Annotated in this window: 19 protein-coding genes; 7 read left to right on the top strand and 12 right to left on the bottom strand. The window is 72.0% G+C overall.

Annotated elements, in window-relative coordinates; genetic code table 11:
* Positions 1-327: 327 nt before the first annotated feature.
* The 5 genes from JOF36_RS05170 to JOF36_RS05150 are packed head-to-tail and all read left to right on the top strand — an operon-like array spanning position 328 to position 3,236.
* Positions 328-1,191 (top strand): HhH-GPD family protein, encoded by an 864-nt coding sequence (locus JOF36_RS05170; protein WP_210025270.1) that lies wholly within the window; start codon positions 328-330, stop codon positions 1,189-1,191.
* A complete protein-coding gene (locus JOF36_RS05165; protein WP_210025269.1) occupies positions 1,191-1,691 on the top strand; it encodes a 2'-5' RNA ligase family protein in 501 nt (166 codons plus the stop codon). Before JOF36_RS05170 ends, JOF36_RS05165 begins: the two co-directional genes overlap by 1 nt.
* Before the next feature lie 9 nt (positions 1,692-1,700).
* Entirely contained in the window at positions 1,701-2,054 is a 354-nt protein-coding gene (locus JOF36_RS05160) for an MmcQ/YjbR family DNA-binding protein (RefSeq protein ID WP_210025268.1), read from the top strand.
* A 10-nt stretch (positions 2,055-2,064) separates the two neighbouring features.
* Complete coding sequence (locus JOF36_RS05155) at positions 2,065-2,382, top strand: antibiotic biosynthesis monooxygenase family protein (RefSeq protein ID WP_210025267.1); 318 nt, start codon at positions 2,065-2,067, stop codon at positions 2,380-2,382.
* A 38-nt stretch (positions 2,383-2,420) separates the two neighbouring features.
* Positions 2,421-3,236 (top strand): SIR2 family NAD-dependent protein deacylase, encoded by an 816-nt coding sequence (locus JOF36_RS05150; RefSeq protein WP_372447444.1) that lies wholly within the window; start codon positions 2,421-2,423, stop codon positions 3,234-3,236.
* 352 nt (positions 3,237-3,588) lie between these two features.
* On the opposite strand, the gene JOF36_RS05145 is transcribed toward JOF36_RS05150, so the two are convergent.
* The 3 genes from JOF36_RS05145 to adh are packed head-to-tail and all read right to left on the bottom strand — an operon-like array spanning position 3,589 to position 6,162.
* On the bottom strand, positions 3,589-4,179 hold the full coding sequence (locus tag JOF36_RS05145; protein ID WP_210025266.1) for a cysteine hydrolase family protein: 591 nt from the start codon (positions 4,177-4,179) through the stop codon (positions 3,589-3,591).
* A gap of 55 nt (positions 4,180-4,234) precedes the next feature.
* On the bottom strand, positions 4,235-4,639 hold the full coding sequence (locus JOF36_RS05140) for a DUF779 domain-containing protein (protein ID WP_210025265.1): 405 nt from the start codon (positions 4,637-4,639) through the stop codon (positions 4,235-4,237).
* Positions 4,639-6,162: an aldehyde dehydrogenase gene (gene adh / locus JOF36_RS05135; RefSeq protein ID WP_210025264.1), complete on the bottom strand. Its 1,524-nt coding sequence runs from the start codon at positions 6,160-6,162 to the stop codon at positions 4,639-4,641. The genes JOF36_RS05140 and adh overlap by 1 nt, the downstream gene beginning before the upstream one ends.
* A gap of 156 nt (positions 6,163-6,318) precedes the next feature.
* On the opposite strand from adh, the gene JOF36_RS05130 reads away from it, so the two are divergent.
* Positions 6,319-7,773 carry a GAF domain-containing protein gene (locus JOF36_RS05130; RefSeq protein WP_210025263.1) on the top strand — a complete coding sequence of 485 codons (1,455 nt, stop codon included), beginning with the start codon at positions 6,319-6,321 and terminating at the stop codon, positions 7,771-7,773.
* A gap of 24 nt (positions 7,774-7,797) precedes the next feature.
* On the opposite strand, the gene JOF36_RS05125 is transcribed toward JOF36_RS05130, so the two are convergent.
* A complete protein-coding gene (locus JOF36_RS05125; RefSeq protein WP_210025262.1) occupies positions 7,798-8,823 on the bottom strand; it encodes a YihY/virulence factor BrkB family protein in 1,026 nt (341 codons plus the stop codon).
* A 56-nt stretch (positions 8,824-8,879) separates the two neighbouring features.
* On the opposite strand from JOF36_RS05125, the gene JOF36_RS05120 reads away from it, so the two are divergent.
* Complete coding sequence (locus JOF36_RS05120) at positions 8,880-9,545, top strand: nucleoside/nucleotide kinase family protein (protein WP_210035150.1); 666 nt, start codon at positions 8,880-8,882, stop codon at positions 9,543-9,545.
* A gap of 61 nt (positions 9,546-9,606) precedes the next feature.
* Here JOF36_RS05120 and JOF36_RS05115 read toward each other — a convergent pair whose 3' ends face one another.
* From JOF36_RS05115 to panD, 8 genes are all read right to left on the bottom strand, one after another.
* On the bottom strand, positions 9,607-12,156 hold the full coding sequence (locus JOF36_RS05115) for an ATP-dependent Clp protease ATP-binding subunit (RefSeq protein ID WP_210025261.1): 2,550 nt from the start codon (positions 12,154-12,156) through the stop codon (positions 9,607-9,609).
* 249 nt (positions 12,157-12,405) lie between these two features.
* The gene (locus JOF36_RS05110; RefSeq protein WP_210025260.1) at positions 12,406-13,233 is read right to left on the bottom strand and encodes a siderophore-interacting protein; all 828 of its coding nucleotides are present in this window, start codon (positions 13,231-13,233) and stop codon (positions 12,406-12,408) included.
* 80 nt (positions 13,234-13,313) lie between these two features.
* Entirely contained in the window at positions 13,314-13,661 is a 348-nt protein-coding gene (locus JOF36_RS05105) for a histone-like nucleoid-structuring protein Lsr2 (RefSeq protein ID WP_210025259.1), read from the bottom strand.
* A gap of 272 nt (positions 13,662-13,933) precedes the next feature.
* The gene (gene lysS, locus JOF36_RS05100; RefSeq protein WP_210035148.1) at positions 13,934-15,391 is read right to left on the bottom strand and encodes a lysine--tRNA ligase; all 1,458 of its coding nucleotides are present in this window, start codon (positions 15,389-15,391) and stop codon (positions 13,934-13,936) included.
* A 97-nt stretch (positions 15,392-15,488) separates the two neighbouring features.
* Positions 15,489-15,902, bottom strand: coding sequence for a type II toxin-antitoxin system VapC family toxin (locus tag JOF36_RS05095; RefSeq protein WP_210025258.1), 414 nt, complete (start codon positions 15,900-15,902; stop codon positions 15,489-15,491).
* Positions 15,899-16,123 carry an AbrB/MazE/SpoVT family DNA-binding domain-containing protein gene (locus JOF36_RS05090; RefSeq protein WP_210025257.1) on the bottom strand — a complete coding sequence of 75 codons (225 nt, stop codon included), beginning with the start codon at positions 16,121-16,123 and terminating at the stop codon, positions 15,899-15,901. The genes JOF36_RS05095 and JOF36_RS05090 overlap by 4 nt, the downstream gene beginning before the upstream one ends.
* 114 nt (positions 16,124-16,237) lie before the next feature.
* Positions 16,238-17,047 carry a type III pantothenate kinase gene (locus JOF36_RS05085; protein WP_210025256.1) on the bottom strand — a complete coding sequence of 270 codons (810 nt, stop codon included), beginning with the start codon at positions 17,045-17,047 and terminating at the stop codon, positions 16,238-16,240.
* Positions 17,047-17,457, bottom strand: a complete 411-nt coding sequence (gene panD / locus JOF36_RS05080; RefSeq protein WP_210025255.1) for an aspartate 1-decarboxylase — start codon at positions 17,455-17,457, stop codon at positions 17,047-17,049. Before panD ends, JOF36_RS05085 begins: the two co-directional genes overlap by 1 nt.
* Positions 17,458-17,467: the final 10 nt, after the last annotated feature.

Genomic DNA, 17,467 nt, shown 5'->3' with positions numbered 1-17,467 from the left:
GTCCCGGACGGACGACGACGTCCCGCGGTCGCGTGGTTCCCGCGCACCAGCGGTTGCCGGTCGTCCCTGATCGGGGCGCCGTCCGGACCACCCGGACAGGTCTCCGACCCACCCGCGGTGATCTTCCTCGGAACCAGGGCCCAGGCCCCGTCATGATCACCCGTTCCGGCGCGGGGCACACGCGACGCGAACGCCACACTCCACAGACGACGACCACGCCGGCCGAACGGCCGCGTGCGCAGCTCGATCGGCCACCGCGGGTCGGCTCGTGTGCGCCACCGCTGCCCCCTCGGTGGGCCGCAGACGCCCCGGCGCGACACTGGTCGGGTGCTGGCCGAGCTGATCTTCCCGTGGTTCCGGGCCCAGGCCCGGGACCTGCCGTGGCGACGCCCGGGGACCACCCCGTGGGGCGTCCTCGTCAGCGAGTTCATGCTCCAGCAGACGCCGGTCGCTCGGGTCGAGCCGGTCTGGCAGGACTGGATGGGGCGCTGGCCGGTGCCGTCGGACCTGGCCGCCGCACCGCGGGCGGACGTGCTGCGCGCCTGGGGCAAGCTGGGTTACCCGCGGCGCGCGATCCGCCTGCACGACGCCGCCGCCGCCATCGCCGAGCAGCACGGCGACGCCGTCCCGTCCGACGTCGACGCCCTCGAGGCGTTGCCCGGTGTCGGCTCCTACACCGCGCGGGCGGTGGCCGCGTTCGGGTTCGGGCTGCGCGCACCCGTCGTCGACACCAACGTGCGCCGCGTGGTGGCCAGGGCCGTGCACGGCCAGGGCGACGCCGGGCCCGCCCGGACCAGGGCCGATCTCGCCGACGTCGATGCGCTGCTCCCCCGCGACGACGCCGAGGCCGCCGTCGTCTCCGCAGGCCTGATGGAGCTGGGCGCGGTGGTGTGCACCGCCCGTACCCCACGCTGCGGATCCTGTCCCGCGCTCGACCGGTGCGCCTGGGTCGCCGCCGGCAAGCCTGCCTACGACGGCCCGCGCAAGCCGGTCCAGGGATTCGCCGGGACCGACCGTCAGGTGCGCGGCAAGCTGATGGACGTGCTGCGCACGGCGCCCGGCCCGGTCGAGCGGATCGCGCTCGACGCCGTCTGGTCCGACGCGGGCCAGCGCGACCGTTGCCTGCACTCGCTGCTGGTGGACGGCCTCGCCGAGCAGACCGACGACGGCCGCTTCGCACTGCCCGCCTGATGCCGAGCACCGTCCGGTTCCGGCTCGACCCGCAGGCCCTGGCCGGCCTGGAGTCGCTGCGTGCCCGGCTCCGCGACGCCGGGATCCCCACACCCACCGGCACCCCGCACGTGACCGTCGCCGCCGCGGGGACCGTCGGCCGGCCGGGGCACGACGCCCTGGTCGCGGAGCTGCGGCTGGTGGCGCTGCCGGCGTTGTGGCTGGCCACGCTCGGCTCCGTCACCGGCGACGACGACGCGCTGGTGCTCGCCGCCGTCACCGACCCGGAGGTCCTCGCCGTGCACACCGCGGTGCACGACGCGCTGGCGGGCCGGGTCCGGGGCGCGCACGCGGCGCACCTGCCCGGCTCGTGGCTGCCGCACGTGGTCCTGGCGACCGGGTGCCCCGCGCAGGCGTTCGCGCTGCTGCATCCGGTGGCGCCGGTCCGGGCACGGATCATGGCGGTCGAGCTGCACGACTCGCGGACCGGGGAGACCGAGGTGCTCGGCACCCGACCCTAGGCTGCACGCATGGCCGACTCCGACGACCTGCGCCGGATCGCCCTCGGGCTGGACGGCGTCGTGGAGATCCCCAGCGACGGGTTCGACTTCCGGGTGCGCGGCAAGGGGTTCGTGTGGTCGTACCCGGAGCGGGTGCCCGGCTCGCGGCGGGTGATCCGTACCGACGTGGCCGTCCTGTACGTCGGCGACGAGGCAGAGAAGCAGGCGCTGCTGCTCGGCGAGCCCGATCTGTTCTTCGGCGCCCCCGGCTACGAGCGGTGGCCGCTGGTCCTGGTCCGGCTGGAGCGGGTCGCCGTCGACCGGCTGGCCGAGCTCATCGGTGACGCCTGGCGCATGCGCGTCGACGAGGCGGGGCAGGACTAATGTGGCCGCCATGGCCGTAGTGAAGATCAATGCGATCGAGGTTCCGGAGAACGCTGGCCCTGAGCTGGAGAAGCGGTTCGCCAACCGCCTGCACGCCGTCGACGGGCAGCCGGGGTTCATCTCGTTCCAGCTGCTGCGCCCGGTGTCCGGCGACGACCGGTACTTCGTGGTGACCCACTGGGAGACCGAGGAGGCGTTCCAGGCGTGGCGCGAGGGGCCCGCCGCGGAGGCGCACGCCGGTCAGCGCTCGCCGAAGCCGGTGGCGACCGGTGCCTCGCTGCTCGAGTTCGAGGTCGTCGATCTCGAGCAGGTCGCGGCGGAGTCCTGATCGAGGCCCGCGAGGTCGCCACGGCGTTCCCCGAACAGATCACCGCGGCGGCCGCCCTGCTGCGTACCGCGGACGCGCTGCTGGTCACCGCGGGCGCCGGGATGGGCGTCGACTCGGGCCTGCCGGACTTCCGCGGCGACGAGGGCTTCTGGCGGGCCTACCCGCCGTACGCCCGGCTCGGCATGCGGTTCACCGAGCTCGCGGACCCGGAGCACTTCGCCGACGACCCGGAGCTCGCCTGGGGCTTCTACGGGCACCGGCTGCACCTGTACCGGCGGACCGTCCCGCACCCCGGGTTCGCGGTACTGCGGCGCTGGGCCGAGCGGCTCCCGACGACCGTCTTCACCTCCAACGTGGACGGTCATTTCCAGCGGGCCGGTTTCGCCCCTGGCGACGTCGCCGAGGTGCACGGCTCCATCCACCACCTGCAGTGCCTGCGGCTGTGCGGGTACGGCGTGTGGCCGGCCGACGACGTCGAGGTGCCGGTCGACGAGGACACCATGCGGGCGGTGGGCCCGCTGCCGCGCTGCCCCGGCTGCGACGGGCTCGCCCGGCCGGCGATCCTGATGTTCGGCGACTTCGGGTGGGACGACTCCCACGCCGCATCCGCGCTGCAGCGGCACGTGGACTGGCTGGCGGAGCACCGGTCCGGGGTCGCCGTCGTCGAGCTCGGGGCGGGGACCGCACTCCCGACCGTGCGCCGCCGCTCGGAGCTGGCCGCGGCCGCGACCGGCGCGCTGGTGCGGATCAACGTGCGCGAGCCCGAGGTCCGGCACGGCCGCGGCATCGGCATCGCCGCCCCCGCCGCGGCCGCCCTGACCGCGATCGACTCGGCGATCGACACGGCCATCTAGCCCGACCGCTCGCCGGGGCGACCGGTGCCCCGGACCGCTCGCCCGGGCGCGAGGGGCACGCCAGAACTGTTCGATCATGTGACGAGCGCGCTGAGGTACCCCTCGCAGCAGCCCGCCACCCCGGCACAGCTTGTGCCGCGTACTCACGGACCGCGCGTCCACGACGGGCACACCGGAGTAGTTCGATCCACGGGCACACCGGAGCAGTTCGGACCGCGGGCCGGCCCGGCGAGGAACCGGGGTTGCTACGGCTGGAAGGGGGCCGCGGCGAATCCGGCCGCCTCCGTCCGCACGGGCCGTTGGCACGAGGGGCACACCGGGGGGCGTCCGGGGCGCCGGCCCGGGGCTCAGCTCAGTCGGGGACCGACCTGTGGTCCGGGACGACGATGCCGGGCAGGTCCGAGAGTCCGGCCAGCGCGGCCGCGTGGACCTGCGCGGCGGGGACGGTGCCGTCGACGCCCGGCAGGTCCCGGGTCGCGGTCGCGGCGGCGACGACCGTCGGCACGTACCCGTTGCTGAACGCGCTGCGCGCGGTGGAGTTGATGCACATGTGCGTCATAAACCCGGCGAGCACGAGGTCCTGGTGGCCCTCCAGCAGGTCGGCCAGGCCGGTGTGCACGAACGCGCTGGGGAAGTTCTTGTCCACGACCGCCTCGTCGTCGCGCGGGGCGACCGAGGCGTGGATCGCGCCGATCGGGGCGGTGACGTCGTACGGGCTGCCCGCACCGGCGTCGTGCCGGATGTGGATCACTTTGGCGCCGGCCGAGCGGGCCCGGTCGAGCAGCGTGGCGGCCTCCTCCAGCGCCGGCTCGACGTTCTCCAGGCGCATCACGCCCTCGGTGTAGGTGTTCTGCAGATCGATCATGATCAGCGCGGAACGGGACAGCGGGGCCGGGTCGGCCGGCAGCCCCATCAGGCCACGCAGGGTGTGCGGTTCGGACATCGGCGTCCTCCTCGGATGCGGCCACCACGGGCCCGGGGCCCGGGCCCGTGGTGGGTCAGTTCTCGCGCGGTTCGAGCGCTCGCCACTCGTCGTCGGAGAACAGCCGGGAACGGATCAGGAACCGGACGCCCTCCGGCGCCTCGACCGAGAACCCGCTGCCACGGCCCTTCACCACGTCGACGGTGAGATGGGTGTGCTTCCAGTACTGGTACTGCGACTCCGACATCCAGAAACCGATCGGCTTCTCCAACCCGTCCACCCGAAGATCACCGAGGTGGACGTCCGAGCCGCCCAGCTTGAAGTCACCGTCCGGGTAGCACATCGGAGCGCTGCCGTCGCAGCAACCGCCGGACTGGTGGAACATCAGCGGGCCGTGCAGGTCGGTGAGCTTCACGAGCAGCTCGGCGGCTGCCGGGGTCAGCGCCACCCGTTCCGGGGTGACGCTGTCCGGCTGCGGCATCAGAAGAAGCCCATCGCCTTCTGCGAGTAGCTCACCAGCAGGTTCTTGGTCTGCTGGTAGTGGTCGAGCATCATCTTGTGGTTCTCGCGGCCGATGCCCGACTGCTTGTACCCGCCGAACGCGGCGTGCGCCGGGTACTGGTGGTAGTTGTTCACCCACACCCGACCGGCCTGGATGTCCCGGCCGGCCCGGTAAGCAGTGCCGCCGTCGCGGCTCCACACGCCGGCGCCGAGGCCGTAGAGCGTGTCGTTGGCGATCTTCATGGCGTCGTCGTAGTCGGTGAACCTCGCGACCGAGACGACCGGGCCGAAGATCTCCTCCTGGAAGATCCGCATCGAGTTGTCGCCCTCGAAGATGGTCGGCTTCATGTAGTAGCCACCGGAGAGTTCGCCGCCCAGGTCCGCCCGCTCACCACCGGTGAGGACCTTGGCGCCCTCCTGCCGGCCGATGTCGATGTAGGAGAGGATCTTCTCCAGCTGGTCGTTCGAGGCCTGCGCACCGATCATCGTGTCGGTGTCGAGCGGGTGCCCCTGCTTGATCTGCTCGGTCCGCTTGACGGCCTGCTCCAGGAACTCCTGGTACATGCCGCCCTGGATGAGCGCACGCGACGGGCAGGTGCAGACCTCGCCCTGGTTGAGGGCGAACATCGTGAAGCCCTCGAGGCACTTGTCGTAGAAGTCGTCCTGCTTGGCGGCGACGTCGTCGAAGAAGACGTTGGGGCTCTTGCCGCCGAGCTCCAGGGTGACCGGGATCAGGTTCTCCGAGGCGTACTGCATGATCAGCCGGCCGGTGGTGGTCTCACCGGTGAAGGCGATCTTCGAGATGCGCTTGTTCGACGCCAGCGGCTTGCCTGCCTCGACCCCGAAGCCGTTGACGATGTTCACGACACCGGGCGGGAGCAGGTCGGCGACCAGGTCCATCAGTACGTGGATCGAGGCCGGTGTCTGCTCGGCCGGCTTGAGGACGACCGCGTTGCCTGCCGCCAGGGCCGGGGCGAGCTTCCAGATCGCCATGAGGATCGGGAAGTTCCACGGGATGATCTGTCCGACGACGCCGAGCGGCTCGTGGAAGTGGTAGGCGACGGTGTCCTCGTCGATCTGGGAGAGGTTGCCCTCCTGGGCCCGGATCGCGCCGGCGAAGTAGCGCAGGTGGTCGATCGCCAGCGGAATGTCCGCCGCGAGGGTCTCCCGGCAGGCCTTGCCGTTCTCCCAGGACTCGGCGATGGCGACGGCCTCGAGGTTGGCCTCGATCCGGTCGGCCATCTTGTTCAGGATGTTCGCCCGCTCGCCGACGGACGTCCTACCCCAGGCGGGTGCGGCGGCGTGCGCGGCGTCGAGGGCCTTCTCGACGTCCTCGGCGGTGCCCCGGGCGATCTCGGTGAAGTTCTCACCGGTGATCGGGGTCGGGTTCTCGAAGTACTGCCCCTTCGCCGGCGCGACGTACTCGCCTCCGATGAAGTGGTCGTAGCGGGGCTTGAACGAGACGACGCTGTCCGGCTGACCCGGGGCTGCGTAGATGGCCATCGTTGGTCCTTCCCGTCGGGAGTGCGCGTGACGACGGACACTAGGAAGACGGGAGTTGCAGTCGAGTTGCACGCAGATGCGGAACCTCACCCCATGGCCAGTACCGATGACGCGGTTTCGATTCAGGCAAGGCTGCGCTAACCGTATAGTCGCTGCGTGACATGGGACCGGGGCCGGCTGGAACGCGTCCGCGACGCCGTGCTCACCGGCGCACCCGATCCCGGGGTGCGGCCGGAGATCCGGGCGTCCTGGCAGCGGTCGCTGGCCGCCGCCGTCGACCCGGACCGGGCCCGGCCGCGCCACACCTACCGTCAGGACGACGTGCCGGAGCTGCGTGCGGGGCACCCGCTGGCCGCGGCCCTGCCGGTGCTGAGGGACACCCTCGTCGACGCGGCCGAGCAGGCCCGGCACATGATGATCGTGACCGACGAGCGCGGGTGCATCCTCTGGCGCGAGGGCGCCCGCGAGGTGCTGCGCCGGGCCGAGCGGGTGGAGCTGGTCGAGGGCACCCGGTGGAGCGAGGACTCGATCGGGACCAACGCGATGGGCACCGCCCTGTCCGACGACCGCCCGGTCCGGATCCACTCGGCCGAGCACCTGGTCAGCGCGTACCACCCGTGGACCTGCGCGGCCGCCCCCGTGCACGACCCGGAGACCGGACGGCTGATCGGCACCGTCGACGTCACCGGGCCGGAGGAGACGTTCCACCCGATGACGCTGTCCCTGGTCACCGCGGCCGCCCGGCTCGCCGAGCACCGGCTGGCCACGCTGACCGCCCAGCGCGACGAGCGGTTGCGGGCGACGAACCTGCCACACCTGGCCGGGCTGGGCGGCGTCCCGGGCGCGTTGCTGTCGCCCCGCGGGCGGGTGCTCGCCGCGCACCCCGCCGGCCGCTTCCCGGAACGGGTGACGCTGCCGGAGCGGGGCGACCGGGTGCTGGTCGACCACGGGATCGAGGGCGGGACGTCGACGCCGGTGGAGGGCCTGCTCGAGCCGCTCGGCGAGGGCTGGCTGCTCCGGCTGCCGGCGCCGGACGGGCCAGTGCTGCCGGGCCTGACCCTGCCGTTCCTCGGCGCGCGGACGGCGGTGGCCCGCCGGGCCGGCCGGGCGGTCCGACTCGGGCTGCGCCACGCCGAGGTCCTCACACTGCTCGCGCTGCACCCGGAGGGCATGACCGCCGACCAGCTCGCCGTCGCCCTCTACGGCGACGGGGGCCGTCCGATCACCGTCCGCGCCGAGATCCACCGGCTGCGCCGGCACCTCGGCGAGGACACCGTGCGGACCCAGCCGTACCGGCTGGCGGCCCGGGTGGACGCCGACTTCCTGCGGCTGCGCGAGGCGCTGCGCGACGGCCGGGTGCGCGACGCCGCCGCCGAGGCCGCCCGCGGCCCGTTGCTGCCGGTGTCCGAGTCACCGGCGGTCCGGGCCGAGCGGGAGCACCTGCTCGTCGCGACCCGTTCGGCGGTGCTGCGCTCCGGTGACCCGGACGCGCTGTGGACGCTCGTCCGGGCCGGCGAGGCCGACGACGAGCTCCGGCGCCGGCTGCGGCACACACTGCCTTCCGGCGATCCGCGCCGCGACGAGCTGCGCTGGTGCCCCGTCGAGCGCTGACGCGACGCACGGGCCGCGCCCGGTTCAGCGCGGGTCGGTGGAGTCGGGGATACCGTCGTCGTCGGAGTCGAGCAGGCGCGGATCGTCCTCCCCCGCCCGGACGGCCTCCAGCTGGGCCGCCAGCGCGACTCCGGCGAGCAACGCGATCCCGGTGACGTTCGCCCAGATCAGCAGCGCCATCACGGCCGTGAGCGGGCCGTAGGTCTCGCCGAAGGTGTCCGCGACGGCGACGTAGAGCGCGAGCAGCCCGGACCCGGCCAGCCAGGCCAGCACCGTGACCGTGGCGCCGACGGCGAGCCAGGACAGGCCCGGCTGGTTGCGGCGCGGGGCGAACCGCAGCAGCGCCGTGACGGCGACGACCAGCAACGTCAGCCCGACCGGCCAGCGGACCACGTCCCACACGGTCTCGGCGCCCGGCCCCCACCGGTAGACCTCGCGCACCGCGTCCCCGAACGGCTCCCCCGCGACGATCAGCAGCAGCCCGCTCGCCATCGCCACCCCGGCGGTCGCGGTGAGCAGCGCCGCCCGGGCGTACTTGGCGAGGGCCGGCCGGTCCCGCTCGGTGCCGTAGATCCGGTTCGCACCCCGCTCCAGCTGGGCGAACGCCGACGTCGCGGCCGCGAACGCGGTCACGAGGCCGAGCCCGAGCACGATCTCACCGCGCTCTCCGGCCGGGGTGTCGTCGCGCTCCGGGTCCTCCCCGGCCTCCGCGGGATCCGGGTCGCTGCCGGTCACCGCCTGCGCGACGAGCTCGTCGCTGGTGCCCGGGGACAGCGCGAGCACCGTGCGGGCCACCACCTCGGACGCACCCACGGCACCGGCCGCGGCCGAGAGCCCGATCCCGGCGATGATCAGCGGCACCGCAGCCAGGGCGAGCTGCATCCCGAACGCCCGCGCGTGCGAGAAGCCGTCGCCGTAACGGAAGCGCAGGAACCCGGTGCCCAGCAGGTGGCGCAGGCCGTAGCGGCGCAGGGTGTGCGCGGCGTCGTCGGCGGACAGCCGGTCGCCGGACATCAGCCGCGTCTCCGGCACCGGCCGCACCGAGCTCATGAGGGCGAACCTAGTGCCCCTGCGACGATGACGGCGTGACAGCGGGCCCGGAGCGGATCGAGCGGTTCGACGAGCTGGTGCGACGCGCGCGGACGCTCGCCGGCGGGCGGCGCCGCGGGCTGCTCGGCGTCGCGGGCGCGCCGGGGGCCGGCAAGACGACGCTGGCGCACGCCCTGGTCCGGGCGCTGGCTGCCGCTCCCCCGGCCGGCCTGGCGGCGGACTGGGTCGCGCACGTCCCGATGGACGGCTTCCACCTGGCCGACGTCGAGCTGGATCGGCTCGGCCGCCGGGACCGCAAGGGCGCCCCGGACACGTTCGACGCGTCCGGGTACGCAGAGTTCCTGCGGCGGCTCCGGCACACCCCGGGGGCCGGGGACCCGCCGGTGTACGCCCCGGCCTTCGACCGGGAGATCGAACAGCCGGTCGCCGGGTCGGTCCCGGTGCACCCGGCGTGCCGGCTGGTCGTCAGCGAGGGCAACTACCTGCTCGTCGACGCGCCCCGGTGGCGCGCGGTCCGCGCGGAGTTCGACGAGGTGTGGTTCCACGAGACCGACGAGGCGTTGCGGCTCGAACGGCTGGTGGCCCGGCACGTCCGGTTCGGCAAGAACCCGGAGCGGGCGCGGGCCTGGGTCGAGGCCACCGACGAGCCGAACGCCCGGCTGGTCGCGGCCGGGAGGGCCCGGGCGGACCTCGTCGTCGCCTGCGCGGACTTCCCGGCCTGACATGCGAAAGGGCCCGCCCCGGACGGATCCGGGACGGGCCCTGCGCGAGCCTGTGGCTACCTCAGGACTCCTCGCCGCCCGCCAGCGCGGTCGGCGGAGTGTCCGGCACCGGCTCCGACGGCTTGCGCTCACCGCGGAAGGTGAAGTGCGCCTTGTCGTCGTGGGCCTTCGAGTCCTCCGGAGCGTCCTCGTCGAGTCCCTCGACATCGACCAGCACGATCTGACCGGCTTCCAGCTCGCCGAAGAGGATCTTCTCCGACAGCTGGTCCTCGATCTCGCGCTGGATCGTCCGGCGCAGCGGCCGCGCACCGAGGACCGGGTCGAACCCACGCCGGGCCAGCAGTCGCTTGGCCTTCTCGGTGAGCTCGATGGCCATGTCCTTGTTGGCCAGCTGCGTCTCCACCCGCCCGATCATCAGGTCGACCATCTCGATGATCTGGTCCTGGTTGAGCTGGTGGAAGACGATGATGTCGTCGATACGGTTGAGGAACTCCGGGCGGAAGTGCTTCTTCAGCTCGTCGTTGACCTTGGTCTTCATCCGCTCGTAGTTCGACGCCTCGTCGTTGCCCGACGAGAAGCCCAGTCCCACGGCCTTCGAGATGTCCTGGGTACCCAGGTTCGAGGTGAAGATCAGCACGGTGTTCTTGAAGTCGACCGTGCGGCCCTGACCGTCGGTGAGACGGCCGTCCTCGAGCACCTGCAGGAGTGTGTTGTAGATCTCCTGGTGCGCCTTCTCGATCTCGTCGAACAGCACCACCGAGAACGGCTTGCGCCGCACCTTCTCGGTGAGCTGGCCGCCCTCCTCGTAGCCGACGTACCCGGGAGGGGCACCGAACAGCCGCGAGGCGGTGTAGCGGTCGTGGAACTCGCCCATGTCGATCTGGATGAGCGCGTCGTCCTCGCCGAACAGGAAGTTCGCCAGCGCCTTGGACAGCTCGGTCTTACCGACACCGGACGGACCGGCGAAGATGAACGAGCCGGACGGGCGCTTCGGGTCCTTCAGACCGGCCCGGGTACGCCGGATGGCCTGCGAGACCGACTTGACCGCGTCCTCCTGGCCGATGATGCGCTTGTGGACCTCGTCCTCCATGCGCAGCAGCCGGGTGGTCTCCTCCTCGGTCAGCTTGAACACCGGGATGCCGGTCCAGTTGCCCAGCACCTCGGCGATCTGCTCACCGTCGACCTCGGCGACCACGTCGAGGTCACCGGACTTCCACTGCTTCTCGCGCTCGGCCTTCTCGCCGAGCAGGGTCTTCTCCTGGTCGCGCAGGTGCGCGGCCCGCTCGAAGTCCTGCGCGTCGATCGCCGACTCCTTGTCCCGGCGGACGTTCGCGATCTTCTCGTCGAACTCCCGCAGGTCCGGCGGCGCGGTCATCCGGCGGATGCGCATCCGGGCGCCGGCCTCGTCGATCAGGTCGATCGCCTTGTCCGGCAGGAAGCGGTCGTTGATGTAGCGGTCGGCCAGGGTCGCCGCCGAGGACAGCGCCTCGTCGGTGATCGTGACGCGGTGGTGCGCCTCGTACCGGTCACGCAGACCCTTGAGGATCTCGATGGTGTGCGTGACGCTCGGCTCGGCGACCTGGATCGGCTGGAAACGACGCTCCAGAGCCGGGTCCTTCTCGACGTACTTGCGGTACTCGTCGAGCGTGGTCGCGCCGATGGTCTGCAGCTCACCACGGGCGAGCATCGGCTTGAGGATCGAGGCGGCGTCGATCGCGCCCTCGGCGGCACCCGCACCCACCAGGGTGTGGATCTCGTCGATGAACAGGATGATGTCGCCGCGGGTGCGGATCTCCTTGAGCACCTTCTTGAGGCGCTCCTCGAAGTCGCCGCGGTAGCGGGAACCGGCGACCAGCGAGCCCAGGTCGAGCGTGTAGAGCTGCTTGTCCTTGAGCGTCTCCGGGACCTCGCCCTTGACGATCGCCAGCCCCAGGCCCTCGACGGCGGCGGTCTTGCCGACGCCGGCCTCGCCGATCAGCACCGGGTTGTTCTTGGTCCTCCGGGAGAGGACCTGCATGATCCGCTCGATCTCCTTCTCCCGGCCGATGACCGGGTCCAGCTTGCCCTCGCGGGCCTGCTGGGTGAGGTTGCGACCGAACTGGTCCAGCACCAGCGACGACGACGGCGTGCCCTCGCCCCTGCCTCCGGTGCCGCTCTCGGTCGGCTCCTTGCCCTGGTAGCCGGACAGCAGCTGCAGCACCTGCTGGCGGACACGGTTGAGGTCGGCTCCCAGCTTGACCAGCACCTGAGCCGCGACGCCTTCGCCCTCGCGGATCAGGCCGAGCAGGATGTGCTCGGTGCCGATGTAGTTGTGCCCGAGCTGCAGCGCCTCGCGCAGCGACAGCTCGAGCACCTTCTTCGCCCGGGGCGTGAAGGGAATGTGCCCGGACGGGGCCTGCTGGCCCTGGCCGATGATCTCCTCGACCTGCTGCCGCACGCCCTCCAGAGCGATTCCGAGGGACTCGAGCGCCTTCGCGGCGACGCCCTCACCCTCGTGGATCAGGCCAAGGAGGATGTGCTCGGTCCCGATGTAGTTGTGGTTGAGCATCCGGGCCTCTTCCTGGGCCAGGACGACAACACGTCGCGCTCGGTCGGTGAACCTCTCGAACAATTCGCACTCCTTGCCTGCTGCGCCTCACGTACGGCGCGACCAGCATCTCCGTGAAGTCCCGGCGCACCGGGTCCGACACTGCGCCCTCGTCAAACACTGCGCCCTCGCGTGACACCGCGCCAGGCCGCCCCTCGCGGGTAGGCCTCATACCACTGTATCGGTCGCAGGGGGGCCTGCGCCTCCACCTGACGTGCACCGGGAGGCATGCCGACGTAACACGTGTGCCGTCCCGCGTGTTCCCGGCCGGGTTCACCCCACCGGCCGGGCGGCTTCCTGTTCGGTTCGCTCGGCGGCCTTGAACTCGCGGAAGCCCTCCTCGTCGCGGCCACGGCGCCAGTAGCCGGAGATCGACAGGTCGTCCTTGGCGATCCCGCGCTCGCGGGTGAGGTGGCGGCGCAGGTCCCGGACGGCGATCGCCTCACCGTGCACGAAGGCGTGCACCCGACCCGTCGGAAAGGTCAGGGCGCGCACGGCGTCGGGCAGCTGCGTGCTCTCCGGGTCGCCACCGGCCTCCGAGCGGTACAGCCACTGCACGGTCGTCCCGGCCCGCGCCGGCAGCCCGAGCACGTCCCCGGGGCCGTCGACCTGCAGGACCGCGAGCGCGGGCCGATCGGCCGGGAGGCGCTCGAGGGCGGCGCAGATCGCGGGCAGGGCGGCATCGTCGCCGACGAACAGATGCCAGTCCGCATCGGGATCGGGGACGTAGGCGCCGCCGGGGCCGAGCATCCGCAGCCGGTCGCCGGGCTGCGCGGAGGCGGCCCACGGCCCGGCGAGGCCGGTGTCGCCGTGGTGCACGAAGTCGATGACCATCTCGCCTGCGTCGTGGTCGAGCGACCGCACCGTGTAGGTGCGCTGCGCCGGCCACTGCTCGCGCGGGTACTCGGCGTGCACGACGTCCATGTCCAGCGGCTCGGGGTACTCGACACCGGGCAGCGGGAACAGGATCTTGACGTAACGGTCGGTGTGTTCGGTCCGCGGGAAGGCCGCGAGGCCGTCACCACCGGCGACGACTCGGACCATGTGCGGGCTCAGGCTCACGGTGCGCAGCACCTGGAGCTCGGTGACACGACGTGCCATGAGGGCGGCCTCCCGGGAGCGGGTGGGGAAGGGGCCTTCGCCACGCTACCCCTCACCCGCCGCCCGGGGTGAGGCCAGCCTTAGTTCTCCTGGTGGTAGGCCTCGAGAACCTCCGCCGGGATGCGGCCGCGGTCCGAGACCTTCATGCCGCGCTTGCGGGCCCACTCGCGGATCGCCTGGTTCTGCTCGCGGTCCACCGACGGGCGGCGGGCCGCCGAGTTCGACGAACCACCACGACGCCGGGCGGGGCCGCCCGCCGCGCGGCGGGCTCCGGCGACGTAGTCGGCGAGCACGTCGCGCAGCTTTTTCGCGTTGTCGTTCGACAGGTCGATCTCGTAGTTCCGACCGTCGATCCCGAACTCGATCGTTTCGTCCGCCGCGTCACCGGTCAGATCGTCGACGAGCCGGACCTCCTTGATCTGCGCCATCGTCGCAGCCTCCTTGGAATGGCCGTGCATGTTCACGGGCGAACCGGCCCGGCAGGTACGCCTGCGGTATAACCGCAATACCTGGACGCAATGGTGAGGCCACGCGGATCACCGGAACCGACTCGATTCGAAGACTAGCCGAGAAATGTTCGCCGCGTCGACCGAGGGTCGGCAGCATTGGGAAAACGAGCCGAATCCCACTCGTTCGGGCCGCGATATGCCACGTCCCCCGGCCACGTGTCGCAGCCGGGGGAGGTGACGAATTCGTACGTCTAGGACTCACCACGCACGAGCGGGAACAGGATCGTCTCCCGGATGCCGAGCCCGGTCAGCGTCATCAGCAGCCGGTCGACCCCCATGCCCATACCGCCGGTGGGCGGCATGCCGTACTCCATGGCCCGCAGGAAGTCCTCGTCGAGCTGCATGGCCTCCGGGTCGCCCGCCGCGGCCTTCAGGGACTGGGCCTGCAGACGTTCCCGCTGCTCGACCGGGTCCACCAGCTCGGAGTATGCGGTCGCCAGCTCGACGCCGAACACGACCAGGTCCCAGGATTCCGAGAGCCGCGGGTCGTCCCGGTGCGCCCGGGTCAGCGGCCGTACCTCGACCGGGAAGTCCCGCACGAACGTCGGCTCGATCAGGGTGTGCTCGACGAGCTTCTCGAACAGCTCCAGCACGATCTCCGCCGGCGTCGGGTATTCGGTGACGTCGACATCGTGGTGCGCCGCGATCTCCTGCAGTTCGGACAGTTCCGTGTCCGGCGTCACAGCCCGGCCGACGGCTTCGGAGACCGAACCGTAGATCGTGACCGAGCGCCACTCACCGCCCAGATCGTGCTCGGTCCCGTCCTGGTGCTTCACGACCGTCGAGCCGAACAGCGCCCGCGCCGAGGACTGGATCAGCTCGCGGGTCAGGACCGCCATGTCGTCGTAGGTGGCGTACGCCTGGTAGGCCTCGAGCATCGCGAACTCCGGCGAATGCGTGGAGTCGATACCCTCGTTACGGAACACCCGGTTCAGCTCGAAGACCTTCTCGATACCGCCGACCACGCAGCGCTTCAGGAACAGCTCGGGAGCGATACGCAGGTACAGATCGGAGCCCAGGGCGTTCGCGTGCGTGACGAACGGGCGCGCGGTCGCGCCGCCGTGCAGCAGCTGCAGCATCGGCGTCTCGACCTCGATGAAATCGCGGTCGGTGAGCACGTCGCGCACGGTCCGCAGCACCGTGGAGCGTGAACGGACGGTCTCGCGGGCCTGCGGGCGCAGGATCAGGTCGACGTAGCGCTGCCGGACCCGGTTCTCCTCCGAGAGCTCCTTGTGCACCGTGGGCAGCGGGCGGACCGACTTCGACACGATCGACCACTCGTCGGACTGCACCGAGAGCTCGCCGCGCCGGGAAGTGATCACCTCGCCCCGGACGAGGACGAAGTCGCCGAGATCGACGACGGACTTCCAGCGGGCCAGCTCCTCGGCGCCCACCCGGTCCAGGGACAGCATCGCCTGCAGCTCGGTGCCGTCACCCTCGCGCAGCGTCGCGAAGCAGAGCTTCCCCGTGTTGCGCACGAAGATCACCCGGCCGGCGACGGCGACCTTCTCGCCGGTCGCGGTGTCCGCGGGGAGGTCCGGGTGCGCGTCACGGACCTGGCGCAGGGTGTGCGTACGTGCGACCTCGACCGGATAGGCCTCGGTGCCGGCGGCCAGCAGCTCCGCGCGCTTGGCCCGGCGCACCCGCATCTGCTCGGGAAGGTCTGCCTCGGGATCGGGGGCGGTCGGGGTGCCGGGAGTGTTCACGGCAGGTCAGGCTATCGGCGCACCCCCGAGCGCCCGGGCCTCACCCCCCGACGACGACCGACCGCGTGCCCACGGCGTCGTAGGTCCCGCGGGCGCGGGCGTCCCGGGTCGCGAGAACCGCGTCGTGGGCCGCCGCGCACAGACCGATCATCGCGTCGTACACGGCACCGCCGGCGATACCGCTGCGGGCGAGCACTGCAGGAAGTTCGGCGGCCACGTCGTCCGGGAGCAGCAGTGGCGGCCCGAAGCGTTCGTCGAGCAGCCGTGCGGCGTCGGCCGGCGCGAGCCGTAGGTCGCCGGGCAGCCGTGTGAGCACGGAGTAGGTCTCCGCGAGGGCGTGGCCGGCCAGGACCACCGGACGGCGCCGCCACCACCGGACGACGGCGGCGTGCGCGCCGTGCGTCCGGACCAGCAACGGGACGGCGACGCTCGTGTCCAGCGCCAGCGCCGTCACCGGCGACCGGCGTCGATCAGGCCGAACACGTCGTCGTCGTCGATCCCGGTGTCACCGTCGGCGACGAGGACACCGTCCTCCTCGACCAGCCGGGCCGTGCGGCCGACCGGAACCAGCTGCAGACCGGCCCCGTACCGGGAGACGTCGACCGTCGCCCCGGGCACGAGGCCGAGGGCGTCTCTCAGCTGCTTCGGCACGACGATACGGCCGACACTGTCCACGGTCGCCTCCACAGGGAAGACGTTACCAGCAGATTCCCAGCAACCGGCCGACCGCGGTCGCTGCCACGACCCGTGATCGCCGGTTCGTGCAGGATCAAGGGCGCTCTACGCCCGTCAGCGCGGCCGGTGGTGACGCAGGTGGGTCAGCCGCAGACCGTGCAGGGTCAGGTCCGGGACGTGGTGGGTGATCGTGTCGGCGCGGCCGTGGACCAGGTCGGCGAGGCCCCCGGTGACCACGACGGTGACCGGCGCCGCAGCCGGGCCCAGCTCGGCGACGATCCGCCGCACGAGCCCGTCGACCTGGCCTGCGGCGCCGTAGAGCACGCCGGCCTGGACCGCCTCGACGGTCGTGCGGCCGATCACCGAGCGCGGTTCGACCAGGTCCACCGGACGCAGCGAGGACGCGTGCTCGGCCAGTGCCTGCATCGCGATGTCGATCCCCGGTGCGAGCGCGCCGCCGAGGAACTCGCCGCGGGCGGAGACCACGTCGACGTTCGTGCAGGTTCCCAGATCGACGCAGACGCCGGTGGTACCGAACAGGTGGTGCGCGGCGAGGCAGTTCACCACCCGGTCGGCGCCGACCTCGCGCGGGTGGTCGACGAGCAGCGGGACGCCGGTACGCACCCCGGGTCCGACGACGAGCGTCCGCATCCGGTCCGACCAGCGGGTGAGCAGGGTGCGCAGCTCGCGGGACGGGCCGGGGACGGTGGACAGCGCGGCCACGGCACCGACCTCGGCGAAGTGCTTGCCGAGCAGCCCGGTGATCGTCAGGTCGAGCTCGTCGGCGGTGGCCCGGGTGTCGGTGCGCAGCCGCCAGCGGTGCACCGGCTCGGGCGTCAGCGACGACGGGTCGACACCCGGGTCGGGCTCGGGGTAGAGGCCGAGCGAGACGTGGGTGTTCCCGACGTCGATGCAGAGCAGCACTACCGTGCGGCGCTGGTCAGGAGCCCCGATCCCGCCGGCGCGTGGCCGGGGTCGTCGCCGAGCTCGGCGACCCGGTTGTCGGCGTCGACGAACACCACGCGCGGGGTGTACTCGCGCAGCTCGGCCTCGTCGAAGGACCCGTAGGAGATCAGGATGACGAGGTCCCCGGGGTGCACCAGGTGGGCGGCGGCACCGTTGATCCCGATGACGCCGGAACCCGGTTCGCCGGTGATCGCGTAGGTCTCCAGGCGGGCGCCGTTGGTGATGTCGACGATCGTGACCTGCTCACCCTCGAGCAGGTCGGCGGCCGCCATCAGGTCGGCGTCGATCGTCACCGAGCCGACGTAGTGCAGATCGGCCTGCGTGACGGTCGCGCGGTGGATCTTGGACTTCATCATCGTGCGGTACACGGCGGTCTCC

It is taken from the genome of Pseudonocardia parietis (assembly GCF_017876315.1).
GTDB lineage: Bacteria > Actinomycetota > Actinomycetes > Mycobacteriales > Pseudonocardiaceae > Pseudonocardia > Pseudonocardia parietis.
Note: the sequence above shows the minus strand (reverse complement) of the source record. Positions and strands in the feature narration are given on the sequence as shown.